Genomic DNA, 22,292 nt, shown 5'->3' on the forward strand with positions numbered 1-22,292 from the left:
TAATAAGTGTATCTGTCCAAAACAGTGGCAGAGCATTTAACATTGAGTACCGGTAATTCCGGTGGAACTATTTTTTAATACGTGATAGTCCTATGAGACAACTTAAGATTACAAAACAGGTTACAAACAGAGAAACCGCTTCACTTGACAAGTATTTACAAGAAATTGGTAAAGTAGATCTTATTACTGCTGATGAAGAAGTAGAACTTGCCCAACGCATCAAAGCAGGCGATCAACGCGCTCTTGAAAAATTAACCAAAGCTAACCTGCGTTTTGTGGTTTCTGTTGCAAAACAATATCAAAACCAAGGCCTTACCCTACCCGATTTGATCAATGAAGGTAATTTAGGCCTCATCAAAGCTGCACAGCGTTTTGATGAAACACGTGGTTTTAAATTCATTTCTTATGCTGTATGGTGGATTAGACAATCTATCCTTCAAGCCCTAGCTGAGCAATCGCGAATTGTACGTTTGCCTTTAAATAAAATTGGTAGCATCAATAAAATCAACAAGACTTTTGCTTTTCTAGAGCAGGCCAATGAGCGCCCGCCTAGCCCTGAAGAAATCGCAAAAGAGCTTGATATGACCGTAAATGAGGTAAAAGAATCTCTCAAGAACGCGGGCCGCCACGTGAGTATGGATGCGCCTTTGATCGAAGGAGAAGACTCTAACCTTTATGATGTACTACGCTCTGGAGAATCACCTAATCCCGATCGTGAGTTATTAAGTGAATCTCTAAGTACCGAAATTGAACGTGCTCTAGAGACTTTAACTCCTCGCGAAGCAGATGTGGTTCGTTTATATTTTGGTCTAGGACATCAACACCCTATGACTTTGGAGGAAATAGGAGAAACCTTTGATCTTACCCGCGAGCGTGTGAGACAAATTAAAGAAAAAGCGATCCGTAGATTAAAGCATACCTCAAGAAGTAAAATTTTAAAAACTTATTTAGGTTAAGTCTTTTTTACAAGAATTCGTTAAATATGGGGTGTTTCGCTAGGTTTTTACTAAATTGCATTATAATTGTAACCCCAATAAAATATTTAAAGTAACAACAGTTCATCATAACTGTTCGTTTTTTGATTGATGAATGAATCCCCGGCTGATTACCGGGGATTTTTCATGGTAGCAATTTTTGTACTTACTCGCTTTCAAAAAATGCTTATCCATAAGTATTGGTTAAATTTACCTATCAAAATAAGAATTCATGACTCCAAAATATGTAGCCCCTTCTATTCTTGCAGCAGATTTTGCAAATCTCGAAAGCGAAATCAAAATGGTCAATTCAAGTGATGCCGACTGGCTGCACGTAGATGTAATGGACGGAGTTTTTGTTCCTAATATTTCTTTTGGGATGCCCGTTGTACAAGCCATTTCAAAACATAATAAAAAAGTGATGGATGTACATCTTATGATCGTAGATCCAGACCGATACATCAAAACCTTCGCTCAACTAGGCAGTAACAATCTCACAGTGCATTATGAGGCTTGCACCCACTTGCACCGCACATTACAAGCGATAAAAGCTGAAGGCATGAAAGCTGGCGTTGCGCTAAATCCACACACTCCTGTGAGCTTGCTTAAAGATGTCATAAACGACATAGATCAAGTGATCATTATGAGCGTGAATCCCGGTTTTGGCGGACAATCGTTTATCGAAAACACCTATAAAAAAGTACGGGAACTTAAAGAGATCATTCTTACCCATAATGCTTCAACACGCATTGAGATTGATGGTGGTGTTACAGATGCTAACGCGCAAGAATTAATTAATTGTGGGGCAGACGTATTGGTTGCCGGGAGTTATATTTTTAAAGCTTCAGACCCGGTAAATACTATAGAAAATTTAAAAAAGCTCATTTCCTAATTGCGTGATTTCAACAAAGAAGTACTGATCAATTCATCGTACAGGCTACCTATAAAAAGAGCAGATACGTATTGAAAATCAATTCTTCTGTAAAGCCCCCTACAGCAAACAAAATTCTCGACTCCTTTTACGTTACCTGCTCGTTTTTTTAATCTTATCCGGGAGCAAAGAAATAAAATTGACCAGAATATGCTTTACGGAATTCCGTAATAGTGTCCTATTTAACACCTAAATAATAAAGTTCTAACGCTAAGATGCAGAAGCTACATCTAACCATCACATCTTTTACCTCAATCTCGAGATCAATTTGCAGGAGGTAATTCAAATTTTGATGTAAATCCAAAAGGCTCAAAATCCCAAACAAACGGAAGCAGAAAATACACCACTAAAGTCAGGAATACTATTGAAACCAAGTTCATCCAAAATCCTGCTTTTACCATATCTGGAATCTTAAGATATCCTGAACCAAAAACAACTGCATTAGGCGGAGTCGCTACCGGAAGCATAAAAGCACACGATGCCGCCACAGTAGTTGCTACTAAAAGCATATACGGATTAAGGTCAAGCTCTAAAGCTATTGGAGCCAAAATTGGCAAGAGCATCGCCGTTGTTGCTAGGTTAGATGTCAATTCAGTAATGAAATTCACACTGAATATCACCAGTAAAACAAGTAATAGGAGCGGTAACGCCTCTAATAAGGTCATCTGCAAACCAAACCATCTCGCTAAACCAGTTTCTTCAAAACCTGCCGCCAAAGCCATTCCGCCGCCAAAAAGTAAAATAATGCCCCAAGGAATATTTGTCGCTTCTTTCCAATCTAAGATACGTTCTCCTTTTTCACCGGCATTCAGCATAAATAATAAAATTCCGGCAGCTATAGCGATGATGGTATCATCAATACCGGGCAGCCAAGCTTCTAAAAGAAAAGATCGAGTGATCCAGCAAAAAGCAGTTCCTATAAAAACAGCTAGTACAACTTTTTCTTCCTTTTGCATCGGTCCCAAATCTTTTAAAAGTCGGTTGATTTCTGCTTTTCCTCCGGGGAATTCTTTCTGTTTAAATGTATAAGCAACATTGGTAAGGTACAGCCAGGAAATAGCCAAAAGCACAATACTAATAGGAAAACCAAATTTAAACCACTGAAAAAAACTGATATCTATATTATAGACTTCTTGAATGTAACCTGCAAAAACCAGATTGGGCGGCGTACCGATTAACGTGGCCATCCCCCCAATTGAAGCGCTGTAAGCAATTCCCAACATAAGGGCTTTACCAAAAATGCGATTCTCATCTTCTATAGTATTGGGGTTATCTTTTAGTTGTGATACGATTGACATTCCTATAGGTAACATCATCACAGAGGTCGCTGTATTGGAAATCCACATAGACAAAAACGCGGTGGCGACCATAAAACCCAAAATGATATTCTTGACATTGGTTCCTATGAGTTGTATGATGTGCAACGCAATACGCTTATGAAGTTGCCATTTTTCTATAGCGATTGCTAGGATGAAGCCACCCAAGTACAAAAACACATATTTATGACCGTATGATGCTGTAGTAGTAGAAATATCTACTGCTCCCATAAGCGGAAATAATATGATTGGCAAAAGCGCGGTTACGGCAATAGGAACAACTTCGGTGACCCACCAGAGGGCGATCCATAAGGTTGCACAAAGAATATCATAAGCAGACTCAGGCATTTCTGCCGGAGGATCAAGTTGCTGAAGGATTACAAAAAGTAAAGGACCTAAAACTAAAAATATCGACTTGTTTAATTTCATAACTATAGCACAGACTTTAGAAGGTTTAGCTTCTATACGTCGCTTAAAATACTATAATTAAATATAAAATTTAGGCAGCCCTTTAAAATTTGATTTGCGCTTTGATACCAGCCTTGCTAAGTAATTATTTTAAGCAATACTCTTGAAAAGATATTGTGTTGAGTATTTTCAGTTTTAAGCAAAAGAAAAAGCAGGCTACCAAATTTCAACAAATCCATGAGCCCCCTACAGCTAATGAATCAGAGTTGAAATCAGCATAAATGCCTGCTTATATACAATTTTACCAGTTGCTTTTATATAAAATACAAATACTTGAAATTATTCATTTTGTATGATTAAAGATACTAACTCATTTTTGACAATAAAGCAGGTTTAACAATTTTTGTTAAACCTGCTTTATTATTTCTACACTTCTAAAAACTAAGAAACTCCCTCAATTGAGGGAGTTTCTACGTCAAAATCTAGAAGAATAAAGATTCTAACGCCTCTCATTACCTGCTTACAACGATGAATTCAGACCTTCTGTTTTCAGAATATTCTAATTCTGTACAGGTTTTTCCTTCTTCGTCGCAAATATTAATGGGCTGGGACTCGCCGTAACCAATAGCACTTTGAATACGAGAAGGATCTATACCGTTCTCGATTAACCAATCTTTTGTTGAGTTTGCTCTATTTGTAGAAAGCGTTTTATTGAAATAATCTGTACCACGCTGGTCTGTATGCGACTCGATCTTGATGATCATTTCGGGATAAGCATCCATAACTTCGATGACACGCCGCAATTGAATTGCAGCCACATCGGTAATATTGTAGCGGTAGTATTCAAAGTAAATTGGATCGATACGTATTTTTTCTATATCGCCATCGGTCACAAAAATTTCAGAAAGATCCTTCAGTCTAAAATCAACCATATTCATTTTACGGTCAGGTAAAACGTCTGTTTCAAAGTCTAGTTGATCTTCGCTATACCCTGCTTTTCTGGCTTCAATGGTATATGTTGATTCGCATAATAATTCAACCGAATAACTACCATCATCTCCGGTTTCTATGCGAGCATATTCTTTTCCATCTTCATCAAATACGGTGACTTTTGCTCCTTTAATGGGTTCTTTGGTCTCCAAATCATAGACTGTACCTGAAATGTATTGTACACATTTTGCCAAATTATAATTGAACGCATAAATATCATCTCCTCCTTTACCTCCGGGACGGTCTGAAGAAAAGAAACCTTTGTTAGGTTCGTCTCCTTCTAGGTAGGCAAAATCATCTGAATTGGTATTCATGACCGGTCCCAGATTAATGGGCGTACCATAAATACCGTCTTTAAAATAAGATTTGTACATATCTAGGCCACCAAAACCTACATGACCACCAGAAGAAAAATAAAGCACATCATCTACAAAAAACGGGAAAAAATCATCTGTAATGGTATTGATTTTGGGACCTAAGTTTTTCGGTTTAGAAAACGAACCATCTTCATAGATATCGCATACATAAATATCTGCTTTACCATAACCTCCTGGCATATCTGAAGCGAAGAATAACTTGGTACCATCTTCGGTAATAAATGGATGTCCTGTAGAATAAGCATCGCCATTAAAAGGCAAAAGTTCTTTCTTAAATCTTTTGGCAGTCAAGTCTACACGATAGATTTTAAAATAATTTCGTTTATCACCTTCATAAACCTTTTGCTTTCCTGATTGATAACTTGAAGCATAATAGAAATAGTCACTGTTAGGAGAAAAGGTTGCTGTACCGTCATGGTACTGACTTTCTAAATCCTTATTGTACAGATTTACCATTTCTGAACTATCTGTTAATGGAAATCCTATTTTATAGATGGAAAGATACGGGGTATTATCTCGATCATAAATTTTCTTATCGCGATCATATCTGGCAGAGGTAAATATGAAAGCGCCATTCTCGTCAAAATCGCCACCAAAATCTGCATATGCAGAATTAAAATCAAGGTTTCTTATATCATATAACGTATCTCCTTTAAGCAATTCTTGAAAACGAGCCCGCTCCTCATAATAACTACTAAGCGCTTCTGCACCTCTAGTCTTATAATAACGTTCTGCCACCTCGTGGGCCTCATCATATAGTTTTAAGCTTCGCAAAGAATCGTAGTATTGATACCCTTGTGCATTATCCTGATTAGGACCTACCGCTCGGTACCATTTTTCGTAGGCTTCCTTTGCTTTGTTGAAATCCTTTAGATTGTAATACGTATCACCAATATTCATATAGGTTTCTGGAGCTACATTTTCTGCTTTATCCAGATAAAGTTCGTATTCAGTTGCGGCATCAACATAGAGGTGCCGATCGTGAAGTTTATTAGCTTCCTCTAACTGTTTCTGAGAGTAAACTGAGAAATTCAGTAAAAAAATAAAAAGTATATATAGATATTTCATAGAGCTGAGTTTTTAGAAGAATCGAGGTGAGAAGGTTGCGCCACGTCTGCGGGCTAATGAGAATTTGATCAAAATCTCGTGACTCCCATCATTGTATTGATTGAAGTCTGAGGTATTATAATCATAAGCATAGCCTATAAAAATATTGTCGCTCACTTGAAAACCGGCAAGTCCACTCACAGAAGCGTCCAAACTATAACCGATACCTGCTGTAAACTTATCTAAGAATAAAAAGTTTGCTGAAAGATTTGCTCGTAACGGAGCACCTTCGGTATAATCAAATAATACAGCCGGTTTGAATTTGGTATTGCCGCCTATATCAAAAATATATCCTCCTATGAGATACATATGTAACTCTTCGGTATCAACCATTGTATCTTCTTCATTGTAATACTCTTGAGAAAAGAAGTTTGGCGTAGATAATCCCAAATACCAATCTTCTGAAAACAAGTAAGCTCCTGCACCTAGAATTCCAAGAAATTGGTTGTTGATATTATTCATAAACGCAGGATCGTTTGGATTATCAAATATTCCTTTTCTAAAATCCACATTGAGTACTCTAAAACCAGCCTTAAGACCGAAGGACAAATAGGTTCTTTCTGACATATTAATAGAATAAGAAAAATTACCATCTATGTTCAAATCTTCAGAAGGTCCTAAAGCATCTCGCGTAATGTTTAATCCTAAACCTACATTATAGGTCACCGGAGTCTCGAGACCAAGATTTATGGTTTCTGGTGCACCATCAATCCCGGTAAACTGTGCTTTATAATTTGCTGTGATATTAAAATTATCTGATGACCCTACATATGCCGGGTTCACGGTCATCGTATTATACATATACTGTGTATAATTGGGATCCTGCTGCCCATAGATACTATAGGCACTGCAGAACACAATTATAATTTCAACTAAATAGGTTACTACTTTTGTCATGGTAACTAAATTTTAAAATGAGAGAATTAAAAATTATCGTGCGATATAAACCCATCCGGTAAGCGTGCGATCACCATCTCCTAGCTCTATTGCATAATAATAGGTTCCCGCCGGTAGACCACTTGATTTGTTTATTGAATTAGCAACATTAGAAACTCCGTTCCAAGTGTTGTTGTATCCATTTGCCGTGAAGACCAACTGCCCTACTCGGTTATAAATATTTACCACATTATTAGGATACTTATCAATACATCTAACCGTAAACAGGTCATTCATTCCATCGCCATTAGGAGAGAATTCATTGAAGACCATCAAGCAATCTGGATCGATCTCTACTTCATCTGAATTATTATCTGAATTGCTATCTACAGGATTTGAAGTGATGATCTCTGCCACATTTCTATAGTTCCCGGTCTCGAGTACCGTAACTGTAATCGTTAAGGTGGCACTACTGTTTGCGGCAAGCTCTGGAAGAATCCAAATTCCTGTAAGCGGGTTATACGTTCCAACCGGAGCGGTAAAACTGTCAAATTCTAACCCAGAAGGCAATACTTCACTTACTTGTACCGATGTCAATGTGGTTTGACCGGTATTGGTCACTTCTATCATATAGGTAATTTGCTCTCCAATCGCCGGAACAAGATTGTTCACTGTTTTAGAAATTGTAAGATCAGAACAAGCTTCTGCAACTACATCCAATGATGCTGTGTTATCTACAATACAACTTAACGAACTGTCAAATGAAACGTCTACTGTATTGTCACCAGGTAAGTCCCAGACTACGGTAATAAAATTATCATCTAATCCTCCACCGGATACTATACTACCACCGGGAGTGATCATCCACATATAATTACTCATTCCCGGCTGAGTGGTATAAGTAATTTCAGCACCAAGGCAAGCCACCGCTGCCGAAGCATCGATAGTTGCAGAAATTGGATCTGTAAGCAATACCGTAACTGCTAATCGAGTCATACCTATCACACCATCAACAACTAATGCTGCATAATATGTGGTGTTATTAGACAGAACAGTCGAGTCTGCAAGAGGAGTTCCGCCAGTTTCTGAAGCATACCACACGATAGTATCTTGGTCTAAAACAAGATCACCGACAGTAGGCTGATCTGAAGCACAAAATGTCTGATTTTGATTTCCTGTAGGAACGCCCAAATCAATAGTTAGTTCGTCAACAGTAGCATCTGTAGCTGAATTCCCCAAGGCGTCAGTATTGGTAGCGACCACATCATAAACACCCTCTTCAATTTCATTTCCTAAAGGAATACTCAAGATCCAAGTATCATCACCGTTATCGGTTAAATTTCCATCGCCTTCGGTATAGGTCACTCCATTAACAGAAACCGTCAAGTTTCCTGAAGAATCTGCGGTACCTGTAATTTCAGGTGTTACATCAGCCGTCGTCTGGCTATTAACTGTTGGAATTCCGGGCGCGGTTGAATCTATAGTCAATTCATCTATTGTAGCGTCCATATTGACGTTGCCCGCAGCATCAGTAGCTGTCGCCATCACATCATAGGTCCCATCAGGAAGTGCATTAGCATCAGGGATCGTAAGACTCCAGGTATCGTCTCCATTATCAACCAGATTGCCATCACCTTCGGTATAAGTCACTCCGTTTACTACAACTACCAAATCATCTACAGAATCAGCAGTCCCCGTAATCGTTGGTGTAGTGTCATTTGTAGTTAAAGGATCTACTGTAGGTAGCGTTGGAACGATTGTATCGATCGTTAATTCATCAACTGTGACATCCATACTGCTGGTACCAAAAGCATCAGTAGCGGTTGCCATCACATCATAAATTCCGTCAGGAAGCGCGTTAGCATCAGGAATGGTCAAACTCCACGTGTCATCCCCGTTATCGATTAAATTTCCATCACCTTCAGAATAGGTCACACCGTTAACTACAACTACCAAATTATCAACAGAATCTGCTGTTCCTGTAATTGTTGGTGTAGTATCGTTTGTAGTCAAGAAATCTACTGTTGGAAGCGTTGGTGCTACCGTGTCAATAGTCAATTCGTCTACTGTAGCATCGACACTTGAGTTCCCGGCTGCATCAGTCGCTGTTGCCATCACATCATAAATTCCGTCAGGAAGTGCGTTTGCATCAGGAATCGTCAAACTCCAAGTATCATCGCCATTATCAACTAAATTCCCATCACCTTCAGTATACGTCACTCCGTTTACTACAACTACCAAATCATCAACGGAATCTGCAGTTCCCGTAATCGTAGGCGTATTGTCGTTTGTAGTCAAAAAGTCTACTGTTGGAAGCGTTGGTACTACTGTGTCAATAGTTAATTCATCCACAGTTGCATCGCTGCTGTTGTTACCTGCGACATCAGTCGCTGTGGCCATCACGTCGTAAGTTCCGTCCGGAAGCGCGTTGGCATCAGGAATCGTCAGACTCCACGTATCATCTCCATTATCAACCAAATTTCCATCGCCTTCAGTATAAGTAACCCCGTTTACGACAACTGTCAAATTATCAACGGAATCTGCAGTCCCCGTAATCGTAGGCGTATTGTCATTCGTTGTTAAGAAATCTACTGTTGGAAGTGTAGGTGCTACCGTATCAATAGTCAATTCATCTACTGTAGCATCACTGCTGCTATTATCGGCAATATCAGTTGCAACCGCCATAACATCATAGGTTCCGTCAGGAAGCGCGTTGGCATCAGGAATGGTCAAACTCCACGTGTCATCGCCGTTATCGATTAAGCTTCCATCTCCTTCTACATAAGTTACACCATTGACTACAACTACCAAATTATCAAGGGAATCTGCAGTTCCTGTAATGGTAGGTGTATTATCATTTGTCGTCAAAAAGTCTACCGTAGGAAGCGTTGGATCTGTAGTATCGATCGTCAATTCATCTACTGTCGCATCCATACTACTATTACCGGCTGCATCGGTTGCAACGGCCATAACATCATAGACCCCATCAGGAAGTACAAAAGGAATATTTAACGTCCACGTATTGTCTCCGTTATCGATCAAATCTGTTCCTGTTTCGGCATAATCAACTCCATTTACGGTCACTACTAAATCATCAACGGAATCTGCGGTACCTGTAATTGTTGGTGTAGTGTCATTAGTGGTTAAAAAGTCTACTGTTGGAAGCGTTGGTGCTACCGTATCAATTGTCAATTCATCAACTGTAGCATCAATACTGCTATTACCCGCGGCATCGGTCGCTGTGGCCATCACATCGTAGATTCCGTCAGGAAGTGCGTTAGCATCTGGAATTGTCAGAGTCCAAGTATCGTCTCCATTATCAACCAAATTTCCATCACCTTCAGTATAAGTAACCCCGTTTACGACAACTGTCAAATTATCAACGGAATCTGCTGTTCCTGTGATCGTTGGTGTATTGTCGTTAGTCGTCAAGAAATCTACCGTTGGAAGCGTTGGTGCTACGATGTCAATTGTAAGTTCGTCGACTGTAGCGTCCATACTGCTATTTCCAGCAGCATCGGTCGCTGTGGCCATCACATTGTAAATTCCGTCAGGAAGTGCATTGGCATCAGGAATCGTCAGAGTCCAAGTATCGTCTCCATTATCAACCAAATTCCCATCTCCTTCAGTATAGGTCACACCGTTTACTACAACTGTCAAATTATCAACGGAATCTGCTGTTCCTGTAATCGTAGGTGTAGTGTCGTTTGTAGTCAAGAAATCTACCGTTGGAAGCGTTGGTGCTAACGTATCAATAGTCAACTCATCCACGGTAACATCTACACTTGAGTTCCCGGCTGCATCGGTCGCTGTGGCCATCACATCGTAAATTCCGTCAGGAAGTGCGTTGACATCAGGAATCGTCAGACTCCAAGTATCGTCTCCATTATCAACCAAATTTCCATCGCCTTCAGTATAGGTCACACCGTTTACTACAACAGTCAAATTATCAACAGAATCTGCTGATCCTGTAATCGCAGGTGTAGTGTCATTTGTGGTCAAGAAATCTACTGTTGGAAGCGTTGGTGCTACGGTGTCAATTGTCAATTCGTCGACTGTAGCATCCATACTGCTATTTCCAGCAGCATCGGTCGCATTTGCTATCACATCATAAATTCCGTCAGGAAGTGCATTGACATCAGGGATCGTCAGAGTCCAAGTATCATCGCCATTATCAACCAAATTCCCATCACCTTCGGTATACGTATCTCCACTAACAGTCACTACTAAATCATCAACGGAATCTGCTGTTCCTGTGATCGTCGGTGTATTGTCGTTAGTCGTCAAGAAATCTACCGTTGGAAGCGTAGGTGCTACCGTATCAATAGTCAACTCATCTACTGTAGCGTCCATACTGCTATTTCCAGCAGCATCGGTCGCTGTGGCCATCACATCATAGATTCCGTCAGGAAGTGCATTGGCATCAGGAATCGTCAGAGTCCAAGTATCGTCTCCATTATCAACCAAATTTCCATCACCTTCGGAATAAGTAACCCCGTTTACGACAACTGTCAAATTATCAACGGAATCTGCTGTTCCTGTAATTGTTGGCGTATTGTCGTTTGTAGTCAAGAAATCTACCGTTGGAAGCGTTGGTGCTACCGTATCAATAGTCAACTCATCTACTGTAGCATCCATACTGCTATTGCCTGCAGCATCGGTTGTTGTCGCCATCACATCGTAAGTTCCGTCAGGAAGTGCATTGGCATCAGGAATCGTCAGAGTCCAAGTATCGTCTCCATTATCAACCAAATTTCCATCACCTTCGGTATAAGTCACTCCGTTTACTACAACTACAAGATCATCAACTGAATCTGCTGTTCCTGTAATCTCAGGTGTATTGTCATTTGTGGTCAAGAAATCTACTGTTGGGAGCGTAGGTGCTACCGTATCAATAGTCAACTCATCTACCGTGGCATCCATACTATTGTTTCCAGCGGCATCAGTTGAAATGGCTGCTACATCATATATTCCATCTGAAAGAATATTCACATCGGGAATGGTCAAACTCCATGTATCATCGCCGTTATCTAAAAGAATACCACCTCCCTCATTATAAGTCACTCCGTTTACCACAACCACCAAATCATCTACAGAATCTGCAGTACCTGTGATGGTGGGCGTATTATCGTTTGTGGTTAAAAAATCTACCGTTGGAATCGTTGGTGTCGCAGTATCGATGATAAGTTCATCTACCGTTGCATCTACACTGGAGTTTCCGGCTGCATCTGTTGAAGTAGCCACTACATCGTAGGTGCCATCTGCTAGAATTACAGGAATATTCAAACTCCACGTATCGTTTCCGTTGTCGGTCAGATCGGTTCCTGATTCCGGGTAAGTAACTCCATTTACCGTCACGACTAAATCTGCTGAAGAATCTGCTGTACCGGTGATCGTTGGCGTATTGTCATTTGTGGTCAAGAAATCTACTGTTGGGATCGCAGGTGCTGTGATGTCTATTGTAAGTTCTCCATTTGTAGGATCGGTAGCACTTTGGATGCCTTGTGTTGCTGTTGCTGTGACATCATAAACCCCTTCAGCAAGTGCTACAGGAATAACCAATGTCCAGGTGTTATCTCCGTTATCGGTAAGGTCGGCTCCTGTTTCGGCATAAACTACACCGTTCACTGTAACGGTCAGGTCGTCTGCAGAATCTGCTGTTCCCGTGATCGTAGGGGTTTGATCACTGGTCACCTGTGATACCACCGTAGGCTGGGTAGGCAGCGTCGTATTGATCACCAATTCATCTACAGTAACATCTGAAGAAGAGTTTCCGGCAGCATCAGTAGCGGTGATCGCTACATCATAAGTGCCGTCTGCCAGGTCGTTTCCGGCAGGTACATTCAGCGTCCAGGTATCATTTCCATTGTCTGTTAAATCTCCATCACCTTCGTTGTACGTCTCTCCATTTAAAGTAACTACAATAGTATCTTCAGAATCTGCTGTACCGGTCACCGTAGGTGTGGTATCGCTGGTTTCCTGAGTATTTACCGTAGGGGTTGTAGGTGCAGTGGTGTCTACCGTAAGTTCGTCGGTAGTAGCATCACTGCTGCTGTTGCCTGCAGCATCAGTTGCTGTGGCCATTACGTCATAAACTCCATCATCAAGCGCATTAGCACCCGGAATGATAAGCGTCCAGGTATCATCACCGTTATCTATCAAATTACCGTCTCCTTCGTTGTAGGTGATTCCGTCTACGCTAACCGTAAGCTCATCTACAGAATCTGCTGTTCCGGTAATGGTTGGGGTGTCTGTATTGGTGATCTGAAAATCTACTGTAGGAAGTGTAGGATCATCAAGATCTATTGTATAAGCCTGCGTGGTTGCTACTGTAGTCTCACACAGTAATAGATTTTGTGCGGTTACCGAAGCATCAACACTAAGGTCATCATCTGCCACCAACTGTGCTCCTGCTACATCTACCGAAAAGCTAAGGTCGCCGGCTACTGTGGTATTGTAAGTAAAGGTGTTTACGGTAACCACCACAGGGTCGCCAGCTTCGGCATCGCCTCCTACGCTTCCGCTTACTGCAATGGTAGTACCGGCCTCGGCTGCATTGATGATATTATCTGCCGTAACAGGATCTAGAGTGATCGTTGGTTCTGGGCCGCCATCTAAAGTTATGTCTACAACTTGAAGGTCTCCAGGTGCATTCTCACATCCGGTAACTGCATCTACTACACTCACATAAACTCTAAACGGACTATCAGCCTCGGTTAATCCTTCAACTTCCAGTTCGCCATCGGCATTGATGCTATACGTAATGCCGTCTTCTACCAATCCGTCTGTGATCGGCAGGGTTCCGTTTGCATCTAAGTAATAATTGAAGTCTCCGTTAATCGTGGTCGTTGGAACGATATTTAGAATCTCAGGAATACAAATAGGTGCATCAAAACCTAAAACAGTGATGTCTCCTGATTCTGGTAACGGGTTTACGGTTACTTCTACAGCTACCCGTGCTGATTCTTCGGTACAACCTGCTAAAAATGAAGCTACATAAAAGGTCGTATCTTCAGTTAATGTTGGCGTGGTAAAAGCCTCGCCACTTGCTGTGGTTGCTAATAAACTTCCGCCAGAAGCGCTATCGTACCAGCGAAGTTCAGCTCCAGAGGAAGCAGTTGTAGCTACTAAAGAAGCACTATCGCCCGCACAAACTTCAATATCCTCTGAGGCTGGGTCGATTACGGGAATAGCAGGTGTAATCGCCACGTCATATAAATCTAGCTTTTGTAAGACATTCACTCCTAACAAAGAAGTATATCGTACCACAATGCGGTCTGCAGGTCCCGCGACGTCAAAAGGAACCTGCACGACAGCACCGCCTTGCAATAATCCCAACAGATCAAGATTTAATAGGGATGAAAGACTCGAACTTGAGACTAATGTAGGTCCATTGTAAGCTTCAAATGTGATATTATTTACCACACCTAAGGCTAACAATGTTGGGTCTACGCTTAAACCAATTTTAAAATCTTCAGTTGGTTGCGAAGGGGTATCAAAATAAATAAGTTGCTCGATTGAAGCGGTAACATCTAAAATCCCTAAACTTAGTTCTGAGAACGAATTGGGATCATTATCAATCGCATTTTCAGGATTAGTAACGCCGGCACCACCAATTGTCAATAAATCTAAACTAAGGCCATCACCATCAAAAGAAGTATAATTAGCATCATTACAAACCGCAGAACCTGTTGTGTAAAAAGCTCCTCGAACATTTAAAGTTCTTGTATTTCCTAAACCTAATAAAGATCCAATACTGTTTGTAATGTATATACTACTGTAGGATTGATCTGGAGTCATTGCGATGTACATTGCACCGTCAGCATCAGTAACCACACGCACACGCGCCGAATCAAATGTATTAGGGTCTGATGAGTCTGCACTTAGAACCGTTGTACTCCCTGAGCGCGCCTCTATGGTGAATTCTTGATTTCCTACTAAAACAACACCGAGCACATCACCAAGGAGGTTACCTAATCCACCGCCTAGCAATACACGCAGCAATTCATCTTCAGTATCGATTCGTACAAAAGTGGTTGTATTTGCCGGTACCGGGGCAGCATAACCTATTTCTATAAAACTGTCGTAAGCTCCAATCCCTGCCACGATACCACTTGAGGCATCAAGCTCTGCTGTGGTATTCAAATCACCATCTACAGCGAAAGATGCATTAGTTACATAATCTGGATCTACATCAACCAGTTCTGTAGCAAACGTTTGCGTTTGCGCATAAAGCTTTTGTCCTACACTAAATAGAAAGAGGAAACAAAGAACAGTTTTGAAAAAGAAATTTCGAAAAGTAAAGTTCACCATAATCACGTTGTTTTAAGGTTGAGAGGTTAATTAAAACACTAAGTTTAGGCATAAGATGATCTGGCCTGAAAATACAAGCTTCTAACAATCAATATTTTACCAATACTTAGGGGTGAGAAAAATCCTGCTAACGCTCAGGACAAACTATGAGCAGAAACAAGATTGAACGTCAATTTTGGAGAAGAAAATGAGAGTTATTAGTTTTTCTTTATACTAAACTATATAAGAATTCCACAAAAAGCACAAAATGTAGATTAAATACAAAACTTTATCGGTTTAGTTTTTTATTTTTTTAATTTTTTACAAGTTTATTTTTATTGTTTAAGATTTTTTCGATAGGAAATCAAATTAAAAAAATACTTTTTTTACAAGTAAATAAAATTATTAATAGACACGCATACAAATAGTTACAATTAAATTCAATTTAATCCATTTAGTAAATCGTTTAATTTAAGCCATTAGAACACTCCCTAGAAGGCAAGCTGTATTCAATTAAATTTTATGTACGTTTTTACTTGTTAAATAAGTTCATCATTATGCTTAGATTGTGAATGTAAATCAAAGCTTCTTACGACTCGGTCTTATAATTAGTCGTAAGTCTTGGTTTTTGGTAAGATATTCGGTTGACCAATTGTAAAAAGTACGCACGCGATTGCGATAATCGATAAGAGCAAACAGATGTACAAATAACCAAATGAACCACGCCATAAAACCCTTGAAGTGCATTTTAGGTTTGGGCATATCAGCAACAGCTTTGTTACTTCCTATAATCGCCATTGAGCCTTTATCTAGGTAAGTAAAGGGTTTAAGCGGCTTGTTCTTTACCATGCGCTTAAAATTTTTGGCCAGCACGCGTCCTTGTTGCATAGCCACCTGAGCCAATTGCGGGTGTCCTGTTGGAAATTTTGGATCTGAAACACTCAATGAAGAATCCCCTATCGCATAAACATTTTTAAGTCCTTCTATGCGATTAACTTCATCTACTTTTAATCGATTTCCGCGGACATAGGATGTGTCTGGAATACCTTTAAATCGAAATCCCGTAACTCCGGTAGCCCAAATTAGATTTTTACTGTAAATGTGCGAACCATCTTTCATCAAGACTTTTTCCCCGTCAAAGTCTACTACGCGCGTATTGAGTAACACCTCAACACCCATCGACTGCAACTGCTCTAAAGTATATTTCTGACTTTTTTCGCTCATAGGAGAAAGCAGTTCTCCTCCGCCATTTATTAGATAAATACGACTTCCTGAACCTATAAGCTCAGGAAATTCTTTTCTTATAGTATGGTTACGCAATTCTGCAAAAACTCCTGAAATTTCGACTCCGGTTGGCCCTCCACCGGCAATGACCATATTTAAATACGGCAAACGCTGGGAAGTATCATCGATACGCGTAGCCTGTTCCAAGCGTTGCAAAAGAAGATTGCGCATGTCAAGCGCATCTTCTAAAGTCTTCATCGGGATCGCATGCTTTTCTATTTGATCAAGCCCAAAATAATTGGTTTGCGTTCCCGTAGCCAATACGAGATAATCATAAGTCAACTCGCCATTGTTTAAAATGATTTTCTGTTCTTCAGGTTTTACCTCTTCAAAGGTTCCCATTCTAAAACGCAGATTAACCTGACCTCGAAACAGATTCCTAAACGGAAAAGTTATACTCGACGGGTCTAAATATCCTGTTGATACCTGATATAACAATGGAGGGAAAAAATTGTAATTATTCTTATCTACCAAGGTCACTTTGTAGCTGGAGACTTTACCTAATTTTTTTGCGAGATTGATTCCGGCAAAACCTCCGCCTATAATTACAATATGTTTACTCATAAAATCTAGTATTACGCTCGAAATTAGCGGTTTTGATCGAGTTAGCTCAGATTTTAAAATAATTTTAATGCTTCATTTAAGTATTCCTAATTCCTGTACTAATATTTCCTTTTTATATGTTTTAAGCCTTGATTAATTATCAATCTGCAGATCACTTATCACAAAACTTTAAATTAACTTTACTTACAATTTATTGCATAATTATCACTAAACACGAAAAGTAATCAATTGTAAAAAATGTATTTGACACATTTTTTAATGAAAACCTAAAATTTCTACACAGACCAACCAGAACACAATTTTATGGAAAGACACACCACACTAGGCGAATTTATTGTTCAAAACCAAAAGGATTTTCCGTATGCCAAAGGCGAACTCACCGCGCTTTTGAGTGCTATACGCCTTGCAGGAAAAATGGTGAATCAAGAAATCAATAAAGCAGGATTGGCAGAAATTCGCGGAAAAGCCGGTAAAGAAAATGTCCAGGGAGAAACACAAGCCAAACTTGACATACTTGCAAACGATATGTTTATAAGTACTTTGCGCGATCGAGGTGATATTTGCGGTCTGGCATCAGAAGAGCTTGAAGACTTTATTGTGTTTAATGAAGAACAGCATAAGAACGCAAATTACGTGGTGCTTATAGATCCGCTGGACGGCTCTTCAAATATTGACGTTGACATCACCGTAGGAACCATTTTTAGTATCTATCGTAGAATTAGCCCTGTGGGAACTCCGGTAACTTTAGATGATTTTTTACAACCGGGCATCAATCAGGTGGCTGCCGGTTATCTTATTTATGGGACATCAACAATGCTGGTATATACCACGGGCAATGGTACCCACGGCTTTACTTTTGACCCGGGAATTGGTTCTTTTTTTCTATCGCATCCCAATATGCAATACCCTGATTCAGGACGTATTTATTCAGTAAACGAAGGGAACTATGTGCATTTCCCTAAGGGAATCAAAAAATTTATACGTTGGGCGCAAGAACTTAATGAAGAAGAAAACAGACCCTTTACATCTAGATATATTGGCTCGTTAGTGGCAGATTTTCATCGCAACATGCTTTTAGGGGGTGTATACCTTTATCCTGAAGGAACCAAAGCACCTAAAGGAAAACTTAGATTGAATTATGAGTGTAATCCAATGGCCTTTCTAACAGAGCAGGCAGGCGGAAAAGCATCTGACGGTTATGGGCGAATTATGGAACGAATCCCTAACGAATTGCACGAGCGTGCACCATTCTATTGCGGTTGTAAAACTGAAGTAGAAAAAATTGAATGGTTCTTACAACAAAAAGACTGAAACGACACCTTTAAAAGATTAGACAAAATCCGGGATATGCATTCCGGATTTTTTTTGTTTTATGACTAGGCTTCTAATTTGTAGAGAATAGGATTGAATGCTTTTGAAACCACCATAACCTGATCGCCTAGACTAAGTGCTTGCGCTTCCTCGTGTTGAACCACAACTTTAGCTATCTGTGTATGTATGCGTACTGTCACTACACTAAGCACTTCTTCGTTTTCGATCTTAACAACAATCCCGGGAAACTGAAACTTTCCGCTTAGGTTTTGATTGGCAAAAACCGCATCTGGCGTCCCTGCTTTCACGACTTGACCTACCTCTAAAACCACTACCCGATCTGCCAATTTTATAATTTCACCTACTTCATGCGAAATTAAAACTGTTGTCACTTGATAGTGTTCTTGCACGCGTTTTAAATATTCGTGAAGCTTAAACCGAATGGTATTATCTAAAGCCGCAAAAGGTTCGTCAAGTAATAGCAGTTTTGGTTTTTGCACAAGCGCTCGAGCAAGTGCCACTCGTTGTTTTTGTCCGCCGCTTAAGGTTTCAGGTTTGCGATGTTTTAGCTGTTGCAGTTCCATCACCTCCAAAAGTTCTTCAATCGGATTATGTGCATCTCTTTTTCCTCTGGCGAACTTCAAATTCTCAAAAACCGTCATATGGGCAAACAGTGCATAATCTTGAAAAACGTAACCTATACTACGCTCCTGAGGTTTCCTATTGATCCCTTTTGCGCTATCATACCAGATTTCTTTCTTAACTACCAGACTTCCGGAATCTGGGTTCATCAAACCACTTATCATTCTCAAGGTTGAAGTTTTGCCTGCACCAGATGCGCCATAAATCGTCACTAATTCTGAAGCTTCAATGTTTAGCTTCAGCGCCAGATCAAAGACTCCATCTCCTCCATTAAGTTTCTTTTTAAAATCAATTTCAATCATTTCCAAAGGCTTTTAAAATGATTTCCGTTGATGAGATAAATCGCGAGTAAAATGCAAAAGGTAATGGCAAAAAGAATAAAGGAATATAAATGTGCAGCCTCATAATTAAGCGCTTCTACCTCATCATAAATAGCGATAGAAGCCACTTTTGTTTTCCCGGGAATGTTACCTCCTATCATCAAAACCACACCAAATTCTCCAACAGTATGTGCAAAAGACAATACAATACCTGTAAGTAATGCCGGCTTAATTTGAGGGAGCTGAACTTTAAAAAGCGTTTCTAACGGCGACTTTCCCATGACATAAGCAGCTTCGGTTACCGACTTTGGAATGCTGCTTAAACCCGACTGAATAGGATGTACCATAAAAGGTAAACTGTATAAAACCGAAGCGACCAGCAAGCCTGTAAATGAAAACACCAATTTTATTCCCAGCCATTCCTCTAGCCAGTTTCCGAAGAAATTATTTGGACTAAAAGCTATTAAAAAATAGAAGCCTAAAACTGTAGGTGGCAGTACTAACGGCATACTGACCAAAGTTTCTATTACCGGTTTTAATTTTGAATGTGTAGAGCTCAGCCAGCGTGCCAAAGGCAATGCGACGACCAAAAGAATTAAGGTCGTGAACAAAGCTAATTTAAACGTGAGTACTAGCGGTTCCCAATTCATAAAGCACGTAGCATTACTTCGTTTAACTTGATCATTGCGATGACCATCATTTTTTCTTTTAGCTGTAATCGCAACGCGGAATCTGTACTTATGATCGAAGTGAACACTCCGGCATCTGATTGTAATTTGAGCTTTGTGAGTAGTTTTCCTTGATCTATTGAACTAATACTCGCAGGGATTCGATTTTGCAAACTGATCTCCGGCACTTCTGCAGTTGCAATAATCACTTCGGTTTCCTTAAAAAGTACAGTGATGGAAGCTTCAGGCTGAAGATAAGCAGCGGTTTCTGGCGTATCGATCACAATAGCCTTAAGCTGAAGCTTGGGCGTAATCGAAACCCGAACTAAACTCAAGTTTCCGTTTACTTCGATAGTTTGTATGTGTCCGTTAAAACTATTCACGTATCGAATATCCAAAATCTTGAAGAATTTCCTGCGCTTCTTCAGAAAAAAGATATTCATAAAATGCGACTGCCTCAGGTTTAGTTGTGGCATCGTGTTCAATCAAAACCACACCTTGTTCTATAGGATCATACAAAGAATCTACTACGCTTATCCAAACTCCGCGAGACTTCATAGACGGCGCTTTGACTACAGACATTGCAGTAAAACCCAGCTCTGCAGCGCCAGATAAAATAAACTGGTTGGTTTGCGAAATGCTTTCTCCAAAGACCAATTTATTTTGAATCCTATCATATATTTTCAACTGCGTCAAAGCCGAAACTGCTGCGGTACCATAAGGTGCAGTTTTAGGATTTGCAAGAGCGATATGGTGTATCGCTTCGCTTTCTAGCGTTTCAAGATCCACACCTATATTTTCATTTAAAGACCAAAGCACCAGCTTTCCGTAGGCGTAAATCTTAGGCTTAGTTTTGGCTCGACCAGCAGCATAAACCTCCTGCGGATATTTCATATTGGCAGCTACAAAAATATCATACGGGGCTCCTTCTTTTATCTGCGCCGTGAGCTTGCCCGACGAACTGATAACCACATCGCAAGAAGTTCCGGTTTTTTGAGTAAAAGTGTCGGCCAACTCTTGCATTGCAAATTGCATATTGGCGGCAGTAGCGATAGTAATTGTTTTGTGTTCTTCTGTTGTTCTACAAGCTGTGAACACCGCAAGTATTACAATAAAAAGGAAGCGGGTTTTCAATAGAAAGTTCTGCATAATCGAAGTTACCACAAACCGTTTTACTTATTTAATATCCTTGTGCTTTTCTTCTTCTTTTACGCTCGTGGTTCTCACATATTTAATAAGAATCATAACCGGAAGGGTCAAGACAAAACAAAAAACTCTCGACAATAATCGAGAGTTTTTTCAATCTTAACCTGTATTGACTTTTAGTCACAGTTGCCATCAGTATCACAACTTTGTCCTTCTAAGACCTCTAAATGTGGTAACTCCTGCTTTGCAAACCATTCTGAAAATGATTTGTTCAAAATATCTAAAAAGGCTGCTTCGGGTTGTGCTCCTGATACCGCATATTTTCTGTCAAAAACAAAAAACGGCACACCGGTAACTCCAATGTTACGCGCCTCTGCAATGTCCTGTTCTATGTAAGCTGAGAATTCCTGTTCTTCTAAGGTCTTCTTGACAACTACCTCATCGAGACCAACCTCTGTTCCCAAGTTGATCAAAGTTTGCGTGTCGTCTACATTATGTCCTTCGATGAAATAAGCTTTTAGCAAGCGTTCTTTCATCTCATTTTGTAGACCCTTTTGAGCTGCAAGATGAATCAGTTGATGGCCATTTTTTGTATTTGCCACAACAACATTATCATAGTCATAGTCGAGTCCGGAGGCTTTTGCCATCTGTGTAACACCCTTAATCGCTTCGGTTGCCTGAGCTCCAGACATCCCTTTATGTTTTTGAAGAAATAGGTTACTATCTATGCTGGTGTCTGTTTGCAAATCTGGAGCAAGTGCAAAACTTTTCCAAATCACTTGTATCTGATCGCGCTGCGAAAACTGTTCAAGTGCGTTTTCAAAGTTTCGTTTGCCTATGTAGCAAAACGGACACATAATATCACTCCAGATTTCGACTTTCATTTTATTTAGTTCCATTATCTAAATTCTTCTATTTGGAGATTGGTCGTGAAGCATTCTATTAAATTACCTAAGAAACTCATAAAACAAAAAAAGCAGCATAAAAGCTGCTTTTTCTTATTCTAAAAATGTCCCGTCCTGAAATAAGTTGACACAAATTCGACTTATTTATGAAAGACTCAGAAGGAGCTGAGAAGAAACGCAC

Annotated in this window: 13 protein-coding genes; 3 read left to right on the plus strand and 10 right to left on the minus strand. The window is 40.0% G+C overall.

Annotated elements, in window-relative coordinates:
- The first annotated feature begins 92 nt into the window (after positions 1-92).
- Positions 93-956: a sigma-70 family RNA polymerase sigma factor gene (locus tag WA338_RS14635; protein ID WP_009779339.1), complete on the plus strand. Its 864-nt coding sequence runs from the start codon at positions 93-95 to the stop codon at positions 954-956.
- A gap of 250 nt (positions 957-1,206) precedes the next feature.
- Entirely contained in the window at positions 1,207-1,866 is a 660-nt protein-coding gene (gene rpe, locus WA338_RS14640) for a ribulose-phosphate 3-epimerase (RefSeq protein ID WP_009779338.1), read from the plus strand.
- 302 nt (positions 1,867-2,168) lie between these two features.
- Here the strand turns inward: rpe and WA338_RS14645 are convergent, their stop codons facing one another.
- From WA338_RS14645 to WA338_RS14665, 5 genes are all read right to left on the minus strand, one after another.
- The gene (locus tag WA338_RS14645) at positions 2,169-3,650 is read right to left on the minus strand and encodes an SLC13 family permease (protein WP_009779337.1); all 1,482 of its coding nucleotides are present in this window, start codon (positions 3,648-3,650) and stop codon (positions 2,169-2,171) included.
- 491 nt (positions 3,651-4,141) lie between these two features.
- Positions 4,142-6,064, minus strand: a complete 1,923-nt coding sequence (locus tag WA338_RS14650; RefSeq protein WP_009779336.1) for an OmpA family protein — start codon at positions 6,062-6,064, stop codon at positions 4,142-4,144.
- A 12-nt stretch (positions 6,065-6,076) separates the two neighbouring features.
- Positions 6,077-7,000 carry a PorP/SprF family type IX secretion system membrane protein gene (locus WA338_RS14655; RefSeq protein WP_009779335.1) on the minus strand — a complete coding sequence of 308 codons (924 nt, stop codon included), beginning with the start codon at positions 6,998-7,000 and terminating at the stop codon, positions 6,077-6,079.
- Positions 7,001-7,033: 33 nt separating this feature from the next.
- Complete coding sequence (locus tag WA338_RS14660) at positions 7,034-15,292, minus strand: Ig-like domain-containing protein (protein ID WP_336093873.1); 8,259 nt, start codon at positions 15,290-15,292, stop codon at positions 7,034-7,036.
- 558 nt (positions 15,293-15,850) lie between these two features.
- The gene (locus WA338_RS14665; RefSeq protein WP_009779333.1) at positions 15,851-17,119 is read right to left on the minus strand and encodes an NAD(P)/FAD-dependent oxidoreductase; all 1,269 of its coding nucleotides are present in this window, start codon (positions 17,117-17,119) and stop codon (positions 15,851-15,853) included.
- A 303-nt stretch (positions 17,120-17,422) separates the two neighbouring features.
- Between WA338_RS14665 and fbp the strand changes: the two genes are divergently transcribed.
- A complete protein-coding gene (gene fbp / locus WA338_RS14670) occupies positions 17,423-18,430 on the plus strand; it encodes a class 1 fructose-bisphosphatase (protein WP_272985956.1) in 1,008 nt (335 codons plus the stop codon).
- A 65-nt stretch (positions 18,431-18,495) separates the two neighbouring features.
- On the opposite strand, the gene WA338_RS14675 is transcribed toward fbp, so the two are convergent.
- From WA338_RS14675 to WA338_RS14695, 5 genes are all read right to left on the minus strand, one after another.
- On the minus strand, positions 18,496-19,374 hold the full coding sequence (locus WA338_RS14675; RefSeq protein ID WP_272985955.1) for an ATP-binding cassette domain-containing protein: 879 nt from the start codon (positions 19,372-19,374) through the stop codon (positions 18,496-18,498).
- Positions 19,371-20,042, minus strand: coding sequence for a molybdate ABC transporter permease subunit (modB, locus tag WA338_RS14680; protein ID WP_009779330.1), 672 nt, complete (start codon positions 20,040-20,042; stop codon positions 19,371-19,373). The genes WA338_RS14675 and modB overlap by 4 nt, the downstream gene beginning before the upstream one ends.
- Positions 20,039-20,458, minus strand: a complete 420-nt coding sequence (locus WA338_RS14685) for a TOBE domain-containing protein (protein WP_154648908.1) — start codon at positions 20,456-20,458, stop codon at positions 20,039-20,041. Before WA338_RS14685 ends, modB begins: the two co-directional genes overlap by 4 nt.
- Positions 20,436-21,209 (minus strand): molybdate ABC transporter substrate-binding protein, encoded by a 774-nt coding sequence (gene modA, locus WA338_RS14690; RefSeq protein WP_009779328.1) that lies wholly within the window; start codon positions 21,207-21,209, stop codon positions 20,436-20,438. Before modA ends, WA338_RS14685 begins: the two co-directional genes overlap by 23 nt.
- 173 nt (positions 21,210-21,382) lie before the next feature.
- A complete protein-coding gene (locus WA338_RS14695; protein ID WP_154648907.1) occupies positions 21,383-22,090 on the minus strand; it encodes a DsbA family oxidoreductase in 708 nt (235 codons plus the stop codon).
- Between the last annotated feature and the right edge of the window lie 202 nt (positions 22,091-22,292).

Source organism: Leeuwenhoekiella sp. CH_XMU1409-2 (assembly GCF_037029365.1).
In the GTDB taxonomy this organism is placed as follows: Bacteria; Bacteroidota; Bacteroidia; order Flavobacteriales; family Flavobacteriaceae; genus Leeuwenhoekiella; species Leeuwenhoekiella blandensis.